Raw genomic sequence first — 15,582 nt, forward strand, 5'->3', positions numbered from 1 at the left:
ATATTATTTATTAAGAAGATAACTTTATTAATATATTATTGTCTAGAGAAATTTTTATTTTCTAAAGAAATTTTAGCAAAATAAAAAATCTTTATTTGTACTTATATAATAATTTAAATGCAAAATGAGAAAAATAGTACTGGTTGCAGATAACATTATTGGAGGATTACAAATGAAGAACATATTTAGAATATTTTCAAGAGATATAAAAAGCATAGCAACTAATTGGGTTGCATTAATAATTATTGTTGGACTTATGATATTACCATCTTTATATGCATGGTTTAATATTAGAGCTAGTTGGGATCCTTATGGAAATACAGGAGGAATAAAAGTAGCTATAGTAAATAAAGATAAAGGTGGTAGTCTTCAGGAAAAAAATTTAAATGTAGGAGATGAATTAGTAAATAAACTTAAAGAAAATGGTAGTCTTGGATGGAATTTTGTTAGCGAAGAAGAGGGGAATCAAGGCGTAGAAAAAGGAAAGTATTATGCAACGATAATAATACCTGAAAACTTTACAGAAGAAACATTATCTATAATTAGTAAAGAGATTAAAAGGCCTACTTTAATATATAAGGTAAATCAAAAAAGTAATGCTATCGCACCTAAGATAACTGATAAAGGTATAACTACAATTAAATCTCAAGTTGATAGTAATATAATTGAAACTGTAGATGGAACTATCTTTAAAATATTAAATGAAGCTGGGGTTAGTCTTGAAGGATCAAGAGATAAAATATTAAAGCTAATAAATGGTGTAATAAATATTAATAGCAGAATGCCAGAAATAGAAAATATAATAAATCAAGCTTATGATGGCAGTGCTAAAGCTGATGATTTAGTTAATAAAGTAAAGGATACTTTGCCTTTGCTACAAGATACATTAAAGACTAGTAATGATTTATTAGCTGACACTAAAAATGCATTAGAAAAGTCTAAAGAAGGTTTAAAAGAAGTTGCACCAGTAATAAAAGAAGATCTGGAATTTATAAATAATGCGTTAAGTGGAATAGAAGCTGGTATTGATGGTCTTATGAATATTAATATTGATAAGGATGCTATAATAAGGAGACTTGATAATGTGAGTCTACATATTACAGAGGTTAGCGATAAGATTAGTAATATAATAAAGGTTTTAGAGCCGTTATCAAAATTTAATGATAACTTAAAAGCTGTGATAAATGATTTAAATTTAGCAAGCTCAAAATTGCAATCAATTAATAGTATTATAGGTGAAATTCAAAACTCAGTAGGTAACAATAACCCGATTGATAAAAATAAACTTCAGCAAATTAAGGATTTAGTGACAAGCAATAAAAATATAATTTCTAATATTTTAAATAATTATGATTCACAATATATTCCTGCTATTAATAAAGCAATTGATCAAATGAATACAATTGCTGATAACAGTATTAAACTAGTTGGAGAAGCTACTACTTCTATTCCTGATATAGCAAGTTTATTAGAAAAGTTAGATAAAGGACTTAAAGTAGGAAGAGAAGATATAGGAAAGCTAAAAGAAGAAATGCCAACTATAAAATCAAGTTTAGCTAATATATCTTCAAAATTGTCTTCTATAAATAATGAAGAAGAAATAAATAAAATATTAAGTTTAATGAAGAATGATTGGCAAGCGATAAGTGATTTTTTAGGTAGTCCAGTAGAAATAAAAGAAGAAATATTATTTTCTATTCCTAATTATGGTTCTGCAATGTCTCCGTTTTACTCAACACTTGCTTTATGGGTGGGGGCCTTAATTTTAGTTTCTTTATTAACAACAAATCCGCATGGATTTAATGAAGAAATAAATTTTAAACCTTACGAAAAATATTTTGGAAAGTTTTTAACTTTTGCATTTATAGGAATATGCCAATCTTTAATATTAAGCTTAGGAGATATATATTTGTTAAAATGTTATGTGTTAAATAAGTGGTTATTTATAGGAATAAGTATTTTAAGTAGCTTAGTATTTATATTAATAGTTTATACTCTAGTTTCTATATTTGGAAATGTAGGTAAGGCAATAGCAGTTATACTATTAGTTATTCAAGTTGCTGGAGCAGGAGGAACTTTCCCAGTTGAAGTTATGCCTAGCTTTTTCAAAAAGGTAAATCCATTTTTACCATTTACATATTCAATTTCAGCTATGAGGGAGTCTGTAGCAGGAATTGTAAGGTCAAATTTAACTAGAGATATAACTATGATAGTTATTTATGGAGTAATATCTGTAATAATAGGATTATTCCTAAAGGGACCTATAAATAAGATAAGTAAAAAGTTTATTGAAAAATTAAATGAAAGTGGATTAGTAGGTCATTAATAATTAGTAATAATAAAGAAATATAAGGAATTCAGAATATCTGAATTCCTTATATTTCTATTAGAGTTTAGTAGAACATATCAATTAATAATTTTAGAAGTGATTTGATATAAAATTATTATAAATCTTTAATAGATTTAAGAAAGAATAATGAAATAATATCTGAAGGAAGTTTTCTCCCTGTATTAGAGGACCATTCAAAGATACTGGCTTATATTAGAGAGTATGAAGGTGAGAAAATCTTAGTTGCATGTAATTTTTATGGAGAAAAGACTATGGCATCTTTAAAGGAGATAGAAAATATAAAAACTACTGTAATGTTAAATAATTCAGACGAGAATAAAATTGTTGAAGATAAGATATTTTTAGCACCTTATGGATGCATAGTGGTTTCTTTAAATAAATAAGTGTTGTTTTAAACATATTTATAAATGAACAACCATGTATGAAAAAGTATATTAATCTTTCTTATACATGGTTGTTATATTTTTTATATAAGGATTTTATAAGTTAAATAATTTAATAAATGATTGAAAAGTTGTATTAGATAAATTAAAATAGACTATATAAGTTGTAGTAAATATTCTACATTTATCTTTACTATATTTATAATTGATAGTATTTAAGTAAAGTAATTATTATGCAGATGTGGCGGAATGGCAGACGCATCATCTTGAGGGGGTGACGGGGAATTCCTCGTGCGGGTTCAAGTCCCGCCATCTGCACCAGATTTATAGGAAGCTCGAACTTTCTATTCGAGATTAATAAAAAACTAGACGTTATCGTCTAGTTTTTTATTTTCTGTACTAGTATTACTTTATTAAAGCAGTTGGTAAAAACACTAAACCAATAAATGACAAGACAATAAATAATATACTTACTATTAAAAATATTTTTATACAAGGACTTTTTAGAAATCTTAATACATAACTTTCTTTTGGATTGCTTGGATTATAGTAAACATCTAATTCAGTTCCTATTGGAAATTTATCTTTTAATACATTTGTAGAAGTGTGAACATTTTTACTAATAACTAAATTAGTATCTGAAATGTTATTTTCAACCTCTGAATTCACATTTTTAAAAGATGATGATTTGCTAATAACGAAGCTATATCTTAAACGTTGATTATAGGTTATATTATTTACAATGTATTCAACAATAGGAAAATATACTCCATTATTACTCCATAATGTATATTTAACAACTTTTCCTTTCGCAACTTGAGTACATCTTTTAAGAATATTTGTATCTCTATTCTTAAAAATTAGTGCTAACAATAAAAAAACTAACCCATCAATAAAAAACATTATAAAAAATAAAATGTTTATTTTTATAAATTCTCCCTACCTTTCTATAATAAATTTAACAGATAATCATAAAATTTTATCCTAAATTAGTAAATGCAATTTAGTTCGTTCATTATTTTTGCACCTATAGCAGTCATAGGTATTTTTTTCATTGGAGACGTATTAGATAAAATAACTACTCCAGTATTTTTTTCTTTATTAAATGCAATATAACTATTAAAATTACTCGTTCCTCCATTATGCCAAATAATATCATTTTTTGTGTCAATAATCCAAGCCATTCCTATCTTATCCATTTTTATATTCATTTTTTCATACATAAAATTATTAGCATTTATTTCTTTTAATTCTTTACTAGTATTATTTATATAATCTGTATCAGAATTCATATATAATTCCAAGTATTTTGCCATATCTTCTATATCAGATATAATCGCTCCAGCTGGAATATATCCATCATCTTGCTTCCAATTCCAATAACCTTTTAAATTTCCAGTACAAGTAGCAACTTTTGTATTTTCAAGATTTAATTCGTTGGTAATAAATTCATTCATTAGAGTTACAAAGTCTTTGTTATAGACTTTTTCTAAAACAAGTCCTATAACAGATATGCCAAAGTTTGAATATTGAAATTTATAATCTTTATCCTCTAAATCAATATTTTTTACTTTGTTTAGTATTTTTTCTTTGCCAATACCATAAAAGTCGTTATCTTCATTAAACTGATTATTTATCATTTGTTTATCAAAATAATAGGATTTATAGCCAGATGTATGGGTTATAAGTCTTTTTATTGAAGGATAATACTTATCTTTGTCAAGTTCTAAATATTCATTAATAGAATCGTTAATGTCTATTTTGTTTTCACTCATAGCATTTGAAAGAATTAGAGATACGAAAGTTTTACTAATTGAGCCAATTTCATAATCATATTTTGTATATTTTTCTTGTTTTCCATCTTTATTATAAATTTCATAATCTATTGTTCCATCTTTTATTATAGCAACAGAAATTTTACTATTATCATCATCTTTAGTTACATATTTTATCATATCCTTCGAACTCATTTTTTCTAGCCGACTTAATTGATACATTTTGTTGATAAATATTATTATTCCGATTAAAACAACTATTCCTAATAATATTAAAATAACTTTTAAAATCTTTTTTTTCACTCAAATACAACTCCACGTTAAATTAATTTTTTAATTAGTAATTAATATAAATATATTATTAAATATAAATATATTTCCAAATTATATCACTTATACTATAATTTATTTAGTGATTGATATTTAAGGTTATGAATCAGCAGGCGGTCCTAAAATTCTTTGGAACGAGGTCCAGACAAAAGTAAGAAGGATTTTAAAAGTGAAATTTGGATACCAGTAGTAAAATCTAATAATAATTTTTAAAATATTATAAATATTAAGAGTTTATAATATGAACATTACTATATTTATAATATAATATTTAATATGGAAAAAATAAAAAATGAATTTTATAGACTACATTTCTAATAATTAATTATAGAGTGTAGTCTTTTTAATATATGGGAAAGGATAGAACCTATATATTATTAATAAATTGTGTTTGGGTGATAATATGAAGGGAAATAGGCTATTTGAAATAATATATATTTTACTAGATAAGAAGAATGTTAAGGCAAAAGAGTTAGCAGAGTATTTTGAAGTATCACAAAGAACTATTTATAGAGATATAGAAGATTTATCTCAGGCTGGGGTTCCTATTTATATGGCTAAAGGTAAAGGTGGAGGAATAAGTCTTTTATCTGACTTTATATTAAATAAAACAGTTTTATCACATGAAGAAAAGAAAGAGATATTAGCAGCTATGCAAGGTCTTAATGCTGTTAACCAAAATGAGTTTAATGGAGCATTATCTAAATTAAGTTCATTTTTAGGCGGTAATAATGAAAATTGGATAGAAGTTGATTTTTCAAATTGGGATAAAAATAATGATTTAGGAGATAAATTCACATCTATAAAGAATTCTATAATAAATAAAAATTTAATATCCTTTGAGTATTTTAATTCAAAGGGAGAATCACTAGAACGAAGTGTTGAACCTTTGAAATTAGTTTTTAAAGGCCAAGGATGGTATTTATATGCTTATTGTAAGCAAAGAAAAGATAATAGATTCTTTAAGCTTACAAGAATGAATAATGTAAAGATTAGTTCAGAGAAGTTTACTAGAACTGCTCCTAATAAATTATTTTCAGAAGAAGATATAGGATATTCTAATAAATTAATACATCTTAAATTAAGAGTAAATAAGAAGCTAGGCTTTAGGATATATGATGAATTTCAAAATCATTCTTTAGATGATAATGGTGAGTTTATAGTTGATTTAGATTATCCATCAGGGGATTGGCTATTTGGATATCTAATGTCTTTTGGAGAAAATATAGAAGTTCTTGAGCCTTTACATATAAGAGAAGAAATAAAAAAAAGGCTAATATCTGCTTTAAATAAATATTAATATGACAGAATGGTGTCATATTAAAGCTTATATAATATAACTATAGTTACTAAAATTACTTTATCAATTGATACTTAGATATATTATAAAAGATAAGCTAGGGGGAATAGAAATGGAAAAATTAGATTATAAAAAAGCTTTTAAGGATTTATACTTACCTAAAACACAACCTATGGAAATAACTGTACCTGCAATGACATTTATAATAGTAGATGGAAAGGGAAATCCGAATGATAAAGATGGAGAATACCAAGCTGCCATTGAATTATTATATTCTTTGTCTTATACAATAAAGATGAATAAAGACATAAGAAATAAAATAGAGAACTATTTCGATTATGTTGTACTACCTCTTGAAGGACTATGGTGGTTAAAAGATGATGATATGGATTTTAGTAAAAAGGATAAATATATTTGGACTTCTATGATAAGACAACCGGATTTTGTAACAAAGGAAATATTTAATCTTGCTTGTGAAGAACTTAAAAAGAAAAAGTCTAATATTGATGTATCGAAAGCTAGATTAGAAATATTTAATGAAGGATTATGTGTTCAATGTATGCATATTGGACCATTTGACCAAGAGCACATAACTACTGAAAAAATTGATAAATATATTGAAGAAAATAACTTAATTAATGATATTTGTGGAATTGACGGAGAGGGTAAAATTAGAAGACACCACGAAATTTATTTATCAGATCCAAGAAAAGTTAATAAAGAAAAGATGAAAACTATTATAAGACATCCTGTTAGGAGGAAGTAATGGAGGAAATTATAACATTAAGTTATAACAATATTGATTGTGAACATATTTGCTGCTCTTTATCAGATAAAAAAGGTGAATGTGGAGTATATTTAAAGAAGGAATGGTTAAAAGAAAGATTTAATGATGGATTGATATTTAATAAAATAAATGTGAGGGGTAAAGCATTTATTGAATATATTACAATAGAAAATGCATGGGTACCTATTGAAGGCGATAATTATATGTATATAAATTGTTTTTGGATATCTGGAAAATTTAAGGGCAAAGGGTATGCTAACAGATTATTAAATGAATGCATTGACGATTCAAAAAGAAAAGGAAAGAATGGTATTATAACTCTTTCATCAAAAAAGAAAATGCCATTTTTATCAGATCCAGAATACCTAAAGTATAAAGGTTTTAAAGTATGTGATATAGCTAATCCTTATTATGAGTTATTATATTTACCATTTTCAGATGAATATAATGTACCTAAATTTAAAAGTTATGCAAAGTATGGAATATGTGATGAGAATGGACTAATAGTATATTATTCGGATCAATGTCCTTATACAAGCAAATATGTTGATTTAATAAAGAAGATTTCAAGAGAAAATGGAATTGATATAAAGGTAATTAAGTTTGAAACTAAAGAACAGGCACAAAATTCTCCATGTCTATCTACAACTTATAGCTTATTTTATAATGGAGAATTTATAACAAATGAAATATTATCAGAAAGCAAGTTTAATAAATTTATTATAGAGAAAGGGCTTGTTTAGGAGAGATTTATATGGATTATATAGCTTCAAAAAGTATTATATCAGGATATAGGGAAAGTAATAATTGGTTTGGGATTAATTATAACATGAATATATACAAGGGATGCAGTCATGGATGTATATACTGTGATAGTAGAAGTGAATGCTATGGAATAGAAAATTTTGATATTGTTAGAATTAAAGAAAATTCTTCAGAAATAATAAGAAGAGAATTAAAATCTAAAAGGAAAAAAGGAGTTGTTGGAACAGGGGCTATGAGTGATCCTTACAATCCTTTTGAAAAGAAGCTTTCTTTAACACGCAGTGCATTAGAAAGCATTGATAATAATGGATTTGGGATAGCAATTGCAACAAAAAGTGATTTAATTACAAGAGATATTGATGTTTTAAAAAGAATTAAAAAGCATTCACCTGTGCTTTGTAAAATTACAATTACAACAGCAGATGATGACTTGTGCAGAAAAATTGAACCTAATGTAGTAGTTACATCTAAGAGATTTGAAGCAATAAAAAAATTATCACAAGAAGGCATTTATACTGGAATTTTATTAATGCCGATTTTACCATTTATTAATGATAGAGAAGAAAATATAATTAATATTGTAAGGCTAGCAAAAGAAAACGGAGCTAAATTTATATATCCTGCATTTGGTGTAACTTTAAGATCTAATCAAAGAAACTACTTTTTTGATATGATAGATAAATCTTTCCCAGGAGTTAAAGACAAATATATAAGAAATTTTGGGAATGAGTATAGATGTAGTAGCCCTAATGCTAGAAACTTATATAAAGTTTTTACAAATGAATGTAGAAGATTGGGGTTACTTTATAATATGGAGGATATAATTTATGTCTATAAAAGGGAATATAATAATGAGCAATTAAGCTTATTTAATATTTAAATATAAGGTTTAAGTATTTTAATTATGTATTCCTTATTTATAATTTCATTACTTCATATTTGGGTGGATATATGTAAATTTGTACTTAGTTTAAGTCACTAGGTAATAAGCCAATTTACATATGTCCATCTTTTTATTTCAATTAATATAGTTAATTTTGTACAAGCATCTTTTATATGTTATTATAATTATAAAGTTTATTAGCATATGATAAAGGTTAAATTTAGGAGGATAAACATGATTAAAGCAGTATTATTTGATTTAGATGGAACATTATTAGATACAAACGAATTAATATATAATTCATTTGATAAAACTTTTAAAGATAGATTAGGAATAGAATTAAAAAGAGAAGAAATAGTAGACTTTTTTGGAAGGCCTCTAGGAGAGCCATTTAAAAAGCATGCTAAAGAAGAAGATGTTGCAGATTTAGTAGCTTATTATAGAGAGTATAATGAAGCAATACATGATACTATGTGTTTTGCTTTTGATGGAGTTAAAGAACTTTTAACTAGTCTTAAGGAAAAGAAAATTAAGATAGGTATAGTAACATCAAAAAGAGCTGAGCTTGCTATAAGAGGAATGAAGATAGCAGGAATATATGATTTTATGGATATAATTATAACTCCAGAATCAACAGAGCTTCACAAACCAAATCCAGATCCAGCACTTAAAGCATGTAGTGAATTAGGGATAGAACCAAATGAAGCTATTATGGTTGGAGATAGTCATTATGATATATATTGTGGAAAATCAGCAGGATGCAAGACGTGTGCAGTAAATTATACTTTTATAGGAATAGATAAATTAGAAGAATCTGAGCCAGATTATTTTATAGATAAGCCAATGGAGATTTTAACTTTATTATAATTAGGAGGGTAAAATGAAAAAAATAGTAATTTTAGATGGAAAAACTTTAGGGGAACTAGATTTTACTAAATTAAGAGAATTTGGAGAATTAGCTTATTATGATACTACGAGACCAGAAGAGGTAGTAGAAAGAATAAAAGATGCTAATATAATTTTAACTAATAAAGTAGTATTGAATGAAAATAATCTAAAAGAAGCTAAGAACCTAGAACTTATATGTGAGACTGCTACAGGCTTTAATAATATTGATATAGTATATGCAAAGAAGAATGATATTGCAGTTACAAATGTTGCAGGATATTCAACAAATACAGTAGCTCAACATACTTTTGCAACAGTTTTATCTTTATATGATAAATTATCTTATTATGATAATTATGTTAAATCTGGAGATTATGCAAAGTCTGGTCTTTTCACTAATGTTAGTAAGCCATTTTATGAATTAGAAGGTAAAACATGGGGAATTATAGGTTTTGGAGCAATAGGAAAAAGAGTAGCAAAGATAGCAGAAGCTTTTGGAGTTAATGTAATTTACTATTCTACTTCAGGAAAAAATTCAAATAGTGAGTATAATAGAGTAAGCTTTGATGAATTATTAGATAAGTCTGATATAGTTTCTGTTCATGCGCCACTAAATAAAGATACTCAAGGTTTAATTAACTATGATGCTCTTAAAAAAATGAAAAAGTCGGCTATATTAGTTAATATGGGGAGAGGTCCAATAGTGGTTGAGGCAGATTTAGCAAAGGCAATGGATGAAGAGTTTATTGCTGGTGCTGCTTTAGATGTATTTGAAGTAGAACCTATTAAAGAAGATAATCCATTAATATCTATGAAAAATAAAGAAAATTTAGTTTTAACACCACATATTGCTTGGGCAAGTGTAGAAGCAAGAGAAAGATTGTTTGAAGAAGTGATTAAAAATATTAGAGCTTTCTATAATGATGAAATAAGAGGAAGAGTAGAACTATAAATATAATAGAATTATAGTTAGAAATATTTGACAAAAAAATAAAATTATAGTATATTACTAATTAACTCAATATTGAAAGGCTTAGAATGAGAATAGTAGAAAGTAAGAGATGTTAAAGAGAGTAGGGAGATGGTGAGAGCCCGCATATTATCGCTTTTGAACTCGCTCAGGAGCTACAAGACTGAATGGGGAAGTAGGTTTTGTCGGCATTGTTATGCCGTTATTTCAATTAAGTTAAAACTTGGATGGTACCGCGTAAATCGCTCCAATTAGGAGTGTGTTTATGCGGTTTTTAACTTTCCGTATTTATAAATAAGGGGGCATTAAAATGAATTATCAAAAGTATAAAAGGTTTCAAACAATCAAGTTAAAGGAAAGAACATGGCCAGATAATGAAATTAAAAAAGCGCCTATATGGTGTAGTGTTGATTTAAGAGACGGAAATCAAGCATTAATTAATCCTATGACAGTAGAAGAAAAAATAAAAATGTTTAATCTTTTAATAGAATTAGGATTTAAAGAAATAGAAGTTGGATTTCCATCAGCATCTCAAATAGAGTTTGATTTTTTAAGAACTTTAGTAGAAAATAACTTGATTCCTGAAGGGGTAAAGGTTCAAGTTTTAACACAAGCTAGGCCACATTTAATACAAAAGACTTTTGAAGCTTTAGAAGGAGTAAAAGAAGCTATAGTTCATATATATAATTCCACATCTATATTACAAAGAGATGTTGTATTTAATATGAGCAAAGATGAAATAAAGTCTATAGCAGTAGAGGGAACAAAATTAGTAAAAGAGTATGCAAACTCTTTTAATGGAAAGTTATACTTAGAATATTCACCAGAAAGTTTTACAGGAACAGAGGTTGACTATGCACTTGAAGTATGTGAAGCTGTATTAGATACATGGGGAGCTAGTAATGATAATAAAGTAATAATAAATCTTCCATCTACAGTAGAAATGGATACACCTAATGTATTTGCAGATCAAATAGAATGGATGTCTAGAAATTTTAGTAATAGAAATAGATTAATATTAAGTGTACATCCACATAATGACAGAGGAACAGGAGTTGCAACTGCAGAGCTTGCAATGTTGGCAGGTGCAGATAGAGTTGAAGGAACTTTATTTGGAAATGGAGAACGAACAGGAAATGTTGATATATTAAATTTAGCATACAATATGTTTTCTCATGGCATAGATCCTGAGCTAAAATTAGACAATATAAACAAAATAATAGATATATATGAAAAGTGTTGCAAAATACCTGTTCATATAAGACATCCTTATGCTGGCGAACTTGTATTTACTGCATTTTCAGGTTCTCATCAAGATGCAATAAATAAAGGTATGAAGAAATATATAGAGAGAAATAGTGATATTTGGGAAGTTCCATATTTACCGATAGATCCTAGTGATTTAGGAAGAGAATATGAAGCTTTAGTGAGGATAAATAGTCAATCTGGAAAAGGTGGAGTAGCCTTTGTATTAGAAAGTCATTTTGGATATAAGATGCCAAAGAGCATGCATAAGGAGTTTGGAGATATAATACAAAAGATAACAGAAAAACGTGGAGAAATATCACCAAAGGTAATTATAGAGAAATTTAAAGAAGAGTATTTAGATGTTGAAGGACCATTTAAATTATTAAAATTTAAGATAGAAGATAGTGATAGTTTAAATATTGAATCACAAAATACTAAAATAGATGTTACATTCTTATTCAATGGAGAAGAAAAGAGTTTTATAGCAGAAGGAAATGGACCAATAGATTCATTAAAGAAAGCATTAATTAAAAGTAATTTAATTAAAACTACAATACTAGATTATGCAGAACATTCTTTAGGAGAAGGTTCAGAAGCTAAAGCAGCAGCTTATGTTGAGATGAAAAGGTTAGATAATTCTAAGGTTACTTTTGGAGTAGGAGTAGATAGTAATATAACTATAGCATCGATAAAAGCAGTATTTAGTGCAATAAATAGACTGTATAGAAATTAAAATTAGGATAGAAGTATTATTTAAATGAAAAAATGAAAGAATGAAGGGAGTTTTGTTTTATAAATCTTAAATTTAATTATGCAAAGCACTGTTTATTCGAAAATCCTTAAGGATTTTTTATCTGAACTTTTCATTCTTTCATTTCTTAATTATGTTATTAAATGTAAATGGAATATACTAAAAAATAGTGTTGTTGTAGTATCAAATAAATATTTAGTAATAGTATTATTATGCGAGTTAGTTGTTAATAGATTAAGTATTAAGAGGTTGTTACGACCTCTTTTTTATTTACAGACTAAATTAGAAAAATACCTTGCATTACGAGGTAAAGTTCAGTACAATTTTAATGGGGGTGAGTAAATATTTGGATAAAGAGTTACTTAAAGGATTTTTAGATATATTAATATTATCTTTATTAAGTAAAAAGGATATGTACGCTTATGAAATATCTAAGGTTATTATGGAGTATTCAAATAGCTCAATAATTATAGGAGAAGGTACACTATATCCTGCATTAAAAAGATTTTGTGATAATGGGTACTTGGAATTTTACTGGATTCAAAGAGATAATAACTCAGTTAAAAGAAAATACTATAGGCTGACAACAAAAGGGGTAGACTATCTTACGTATAAAAAGAATGAATATGACAAAATTAAGTCATTAATAGAAAATATTGTGTAGATAGGGGAAGTTAACATGAATAAAATATGTAAATATGCTAAAAAATCAGTAAGAAAATTGGATATGACATTAAAAGAAAGAAGAGAATTAGAACTTGAATTTATTGATCACATGACTGAAATTTATAATAATTATAAAGATGAAGGTTATTCTGAAGAAGACGCTACTATAAAGTCAATAAACACTTTTAAGAAAGATAATTTTAAAGTAATTGATAATAGTAAAAAAATAAATAAGCTTTTATATTTTATTTTTGGATTATATTGTGTTGGATTTGCTTTAATATATTTCTATGCATCCTTTAGATTTGATTTCTTTCATACAAGGATTAATATAAACTGGCTAATTCCATTTAAACGCACATTATTTCACTTAACAGAATCTTTTCAAAATAATAATATGAGTATTGAGTTTTTAAAAGCACAACTATTGTTTTTTATAGCTTTTATTCCACTTGGAACTTTCATCCCAATTATAATTTCTAAGTATAACTCCTTTGCTGACAACTTTAAAATATATTTATTTATATCAATAACGTTACAACTTATTAAGATTCCACTTGGACATGGAATTGTATGTATAGATTATATAATTATAGGAATAGTAGGATGCTTAATTGGGTATGGATTATTAAAGATGATACATAAGACTATATTGAACGTAAATACTGCTAAATTAATATAATAAATTTGTTATTGAACAAATTTATTATGAACTAGAAAAGGTCGAGCATAAACCCGACCTTTATTTTTGTGATTTTTATTATATATTAAAGTATTAAATAGTTTTATAAATTTTCAGCTTTTTCTTCTGACCATTGATTTTCTTGCCATTCTTTAAGTAAATCATCAAGAATTTTTCTTAAAACTTTACCTATGATATAGTAGCAATTATCATTTAGATTAGCTAGTGAAACTCTTAGAGACCATTCAGAAGAAGCAAATCCATCTCCATTTAATAGAATCACAGAGTAATTTTTAGCTAAATCATATAATATATCAAATGGCGTATAATTTGATAATATATAGTTAGCAAAATCTTCATTAAATTTACTTCTTGCCCAATCAATTATGTTTAATTCAGTATAATAAGAAGCATCATTAGGATTTTCTACTAGGTCTAATTCCATACCTTCAAATAATAAAGCTTTACGTTTTTTGCATATCTCAATAGTGAGATTTTTATACCTATTATTAGAATCAACAAGAGCAAATGCACAAAATAATGCCATTTGAACTTGCTGTGGAGTTGATAAACCAGCAGTATGATTTAAGGCAACTTGTCTACTATCTGCAACTAATCTGTCAATGAATTTTATATCATTAGGATTAGATGACATATGTTTATATCTTTTATTTATTTCAATTTTATCATCAGAAGAAAGATTTAATAAAAGATTATTAAATACATTATTTTCACTTAATAATATTGTACCAAGTCTCCAACCTGTAACACCAAAGTATTTTGATAAAGAGTACACTCCTAATGTATTGTATGGTAAATGTGCAATTATAGATTTGAAATTATCTATAAATGTACAATAAACATCATCAGTTATTATCATTAAATTTGGATTGTAGTTTTTAACTACATTAACTAAGTTGTTTTTACATTCATCACTTAATGCTATTGAAGCAGGATTATTTGGATTAACAATAAATAATGCTTTTATGCCAGTATCTTTAAGTTTTTCTAATTCTTCAATTGGATACTGCCAAGTTGGATTATTATTTTCATCTAATTCATTTGCATGAATTCTTACAACTTCAAAATTATAATTAGGTAAGTGAGGAATTTCTAAGTATGGTGTAAATATAGGTGTCATTAAAGCAATTTTATCACCTTTATTTAACAGCTTGTTTGCTGTTAGAGAATCAAAAATATAACACATTGCAGCAGTTCCACCTTCTACAGCAAAAACATCAAATTTATTATTAAATTTAGTATCACCACATAATTCCTTTAGTAAGTATTTATTAACTATCTTTTCCATATGCATAAGCATTCTATCTGGAACTGGATAGTTATCACCAATAATTCCATCAGTAATTTCAAATAGAAAATCATCTGGAATAAAATTAAGTTCATCAATACAATAGTTTATTATTTCTTTTAATAAATGAATTCCTGGTAAATTAGTATTCTTATTATAATAATCTAAAAATCTTTCATAAATACCAGATTTGCTAACCATACCTGCTAAATCATCCATACATAAGTTTCTTTGGCATTCTAATACTGCGAATTGCCCAAGAGTGAAGAAGGCTTGTCTAGGTGTTGAAGAAGTCCAGTTAGGATTACCTCTACCAGCATCTAAAATATTTCCATTAAATTTTTCTTTATTAAGGTTAGCTAATTTTATTAATTTATCTTTAAATTCGAAAGGGCTTATTTTACCATAAAGGTTTGATAAGTAATCCTTTGTTAATGTTATATCCATTATGGGTACTCCTTTTCAAATATACTATTAATTCCTACTAAATAGTAT

14 protein-coding genes, 1 tRNA gene and 1 other annotated feature are annotated in these 15,582 nt (G+C 26.5%); of the genes, 12 read left to right on the forward strand and 3 right to left on the reverse strand.

Going from position 1 to position 15,582, the window contains the following annotated elements:
- Positions 1-172 precede the first annotated feature (172 nt).
- The 3 genes from I2A75_RS04575 to I2A75_RS04585 all read left to right on the forward strand — a co-directional run bounded on the left by I2A75_RS04575 (position 173) and on the right by I2A75_RS04585 (position 3,054).
- Entirely contained in the window at positions 173-2,326 is a 2,154-nt protein-coding gene (locus I2A75_RS04575; RefSeq protein ID WP_195263294.1) for a YhgE/Pip domain-containing protein, read from the forward strand.
- 215 nt (positions 2,327-2,541) lie between these two features.
- Positions 2,542-2,733 (forward strand): alpha-glucosidase C-terminal domain-containing protein, encoded by a 192-nt coding sequence (locus tag I2A75_RS04580; protein WP_347707753.1) that lies wholly within the window; start codon positions 2,542-2,544, stop codon positions 2,731-2,733.
- Positions 2,734-2,968: 235 nt separating this feature from the next.
- A tRNA-Leu gene (locus tag I2A75_RS04585) sits at positions 2,969-3,054 on the forward strand.
- 84 nt (positions 3,055-3,138) lie between these two features.
- Here I2A75_RS04585 and I2A75_RS04590 read toward each other — a convergent pair.
- Positions 3,139-3,663 (reverse strand): DUF3592 domain-containing protein, encoded by a 525-nt coding sequence (locus tag I2A75_RS04590; RefSeq protein ID WP_308463904.1) that lies wholly within the window; start codon positions 3,661-3,663, stop codon positions 3,139-3,141.
- Between the two features lie 59 nt (positions 3,664-3,722).
- Complete coding sequence (locus I2A75_RS04595; RefSeq protein WP_195263296.1) at positions 3,723-4,811, reverse strand: serine hydrolase domain-containing protein; 1,089 nt, start codon at positions 4,809-4,811, stop codon at positions 3,723-3,725.
- A 418-nt stretch (positions 4,812-5,229) separates the two neighbouring features.
- On the opposite strand from I2A75_RS04595, the gene I2A75_RS04600 reads away from it, so the two are divergent.
- The 9 genes from I2A75_RS04600 to I2A75_RS04640 all read left to right on the forward strand — a co-directional run bounded on the left by I2A75_RS04600 (position 5,230) and on the right by I2A75_RS04640 (position 13,778).
- On the forward strand, positions 5,230-6,138 hold the full coding sequence (locus I2A75_RS04600; RefSeq protein WP_243242010.1) for a YafY family protein: 909 nt from the start codon (positions 5,230-5,232) through the stop codon (positions 6,136-6,138).
- A 112-nt stretch (positions 6,139-6,250) separates the two neighbouring features.
- A complete protein-coding gene (locus I2A75_RS04605; RefSeq protein ID WP_195263297.1) occupies positions 6,251-6,904 on the forward strand; it encodes a GyrI-like domain-containing protein in 654 nt (217 codons plus the stop codon).
- Positions 6,904-7,668 carry a GNAT family N-acetyltransferase gene (locus tag I2A75_RS04610; protein ID WP_195263298.1) on the forward strand — a complete coding sequence of 255 codons (765 nt, stop codon included), beginning with the start codon at positions 6,904-6,906 and terminating at the stop codon, positions 7,666-7,668. Before I2A75_RS04605 ends, I2A75_RS04610 begins: the two co-directional genes overlap by 1 nt.
- An 11-nt stretch (positions 7,669-7,679) precedes the next feature.
- A complete protein-coding gene (locus tag I2A75_RS04615; protein WP_195263299.1) occupies positions 7,680-8,570 on the forward strand; it encodes a radical SAM protein in 891 nt (296 codons plus the stop codon).
- 237 nt (positions 8,571-8,807) lie between these two features.
- Entirely contained in the window at positions 8,808-9,440 is a 633-nt protein-coding gene (gene ppaX, locus I2A75_RS04620; protein WP_195263300.1) for a pyrophosphatase PpaX, read from the forward strand.
- Between the two features lie 13 nt (positions 9,441-9,453).
- Complete coding sequence (locus I2A75_RS04625; RefSeq protein ID WP_195263301.1) at positions 9,454-10,413, forward strand: D-2-hydroxyacid dehydrogenase; 960 nt, start codon at positions 9,454-9,456, stop codon at positions 10,411-10,413.
- A 73-nt stretch (positions 10,414-10,486) separates the two neighbouring features.
- Positions 10,487-10,684 (forward strand) — a binding site (T-box leader).
- A 57-nt stretch (positions 10,685-10,741) separates the two neighbouring features.
- Complete coding sequence (gene leuA, locus I2A75_RS04630; protein ID WP_195263302.1) at positions 10,742-12,412, forward strand: 2-isopropylmalate synthase; 1,671 nt, start codon at positions 10,742-10,744, stop codon at positions 12,410-12,412.
- 364 nt (positions 12,413-12,776) lie between these two features.
- Entirely contained in the window at positions 12,777-13,094 is a 318-nt protein-coding gene (locus I2A75_RS04635; protein WP_195263303.1) for a PadR family transcriptional regulator, read from the forward strand.
- A 15-nt stretch (positions 13,095-13,109) separates the two neighbouring features.
- Positions 13,110-13,778 carry a VanZ family protein gene (locus tag I2A75_RS04640; protein WP_195263304.1) on the forward strand — a complete coding sequence of 223 codons (669 nt, stop codon included), beginning with the start codon at positions 13,110-13,112 and terminating at the stop codon, positions 13,776-13,778.
- A gap of 103 nt (positions 13,779-13,881) precedes the next feature.
- Here the strand turns inward: I2A75_RS04640 and aspD are convergent, their stop codons facing one another.
- Positions 13,882-15,534, reverse strand: coding sequence for an aspartate 4-decarboxylase (gene aspD, locus I2A75_RS04645; protein WP_195263305.1), 1,653 nt, complete (start codon positions 15,532-15,534; stop codon positions 13,882-13,884).
- Positions 15,535-15,582: the final 48 nt, after the last annotated feature.

The organism is Clostridium sp. 1001275B_160808_H3 (assembly GCF_015550425.1).
Classification (GTDB): Bacteria; Bacillota; Clostridia; order Clostridiales; family Clostridiaceae; genus Clostridium.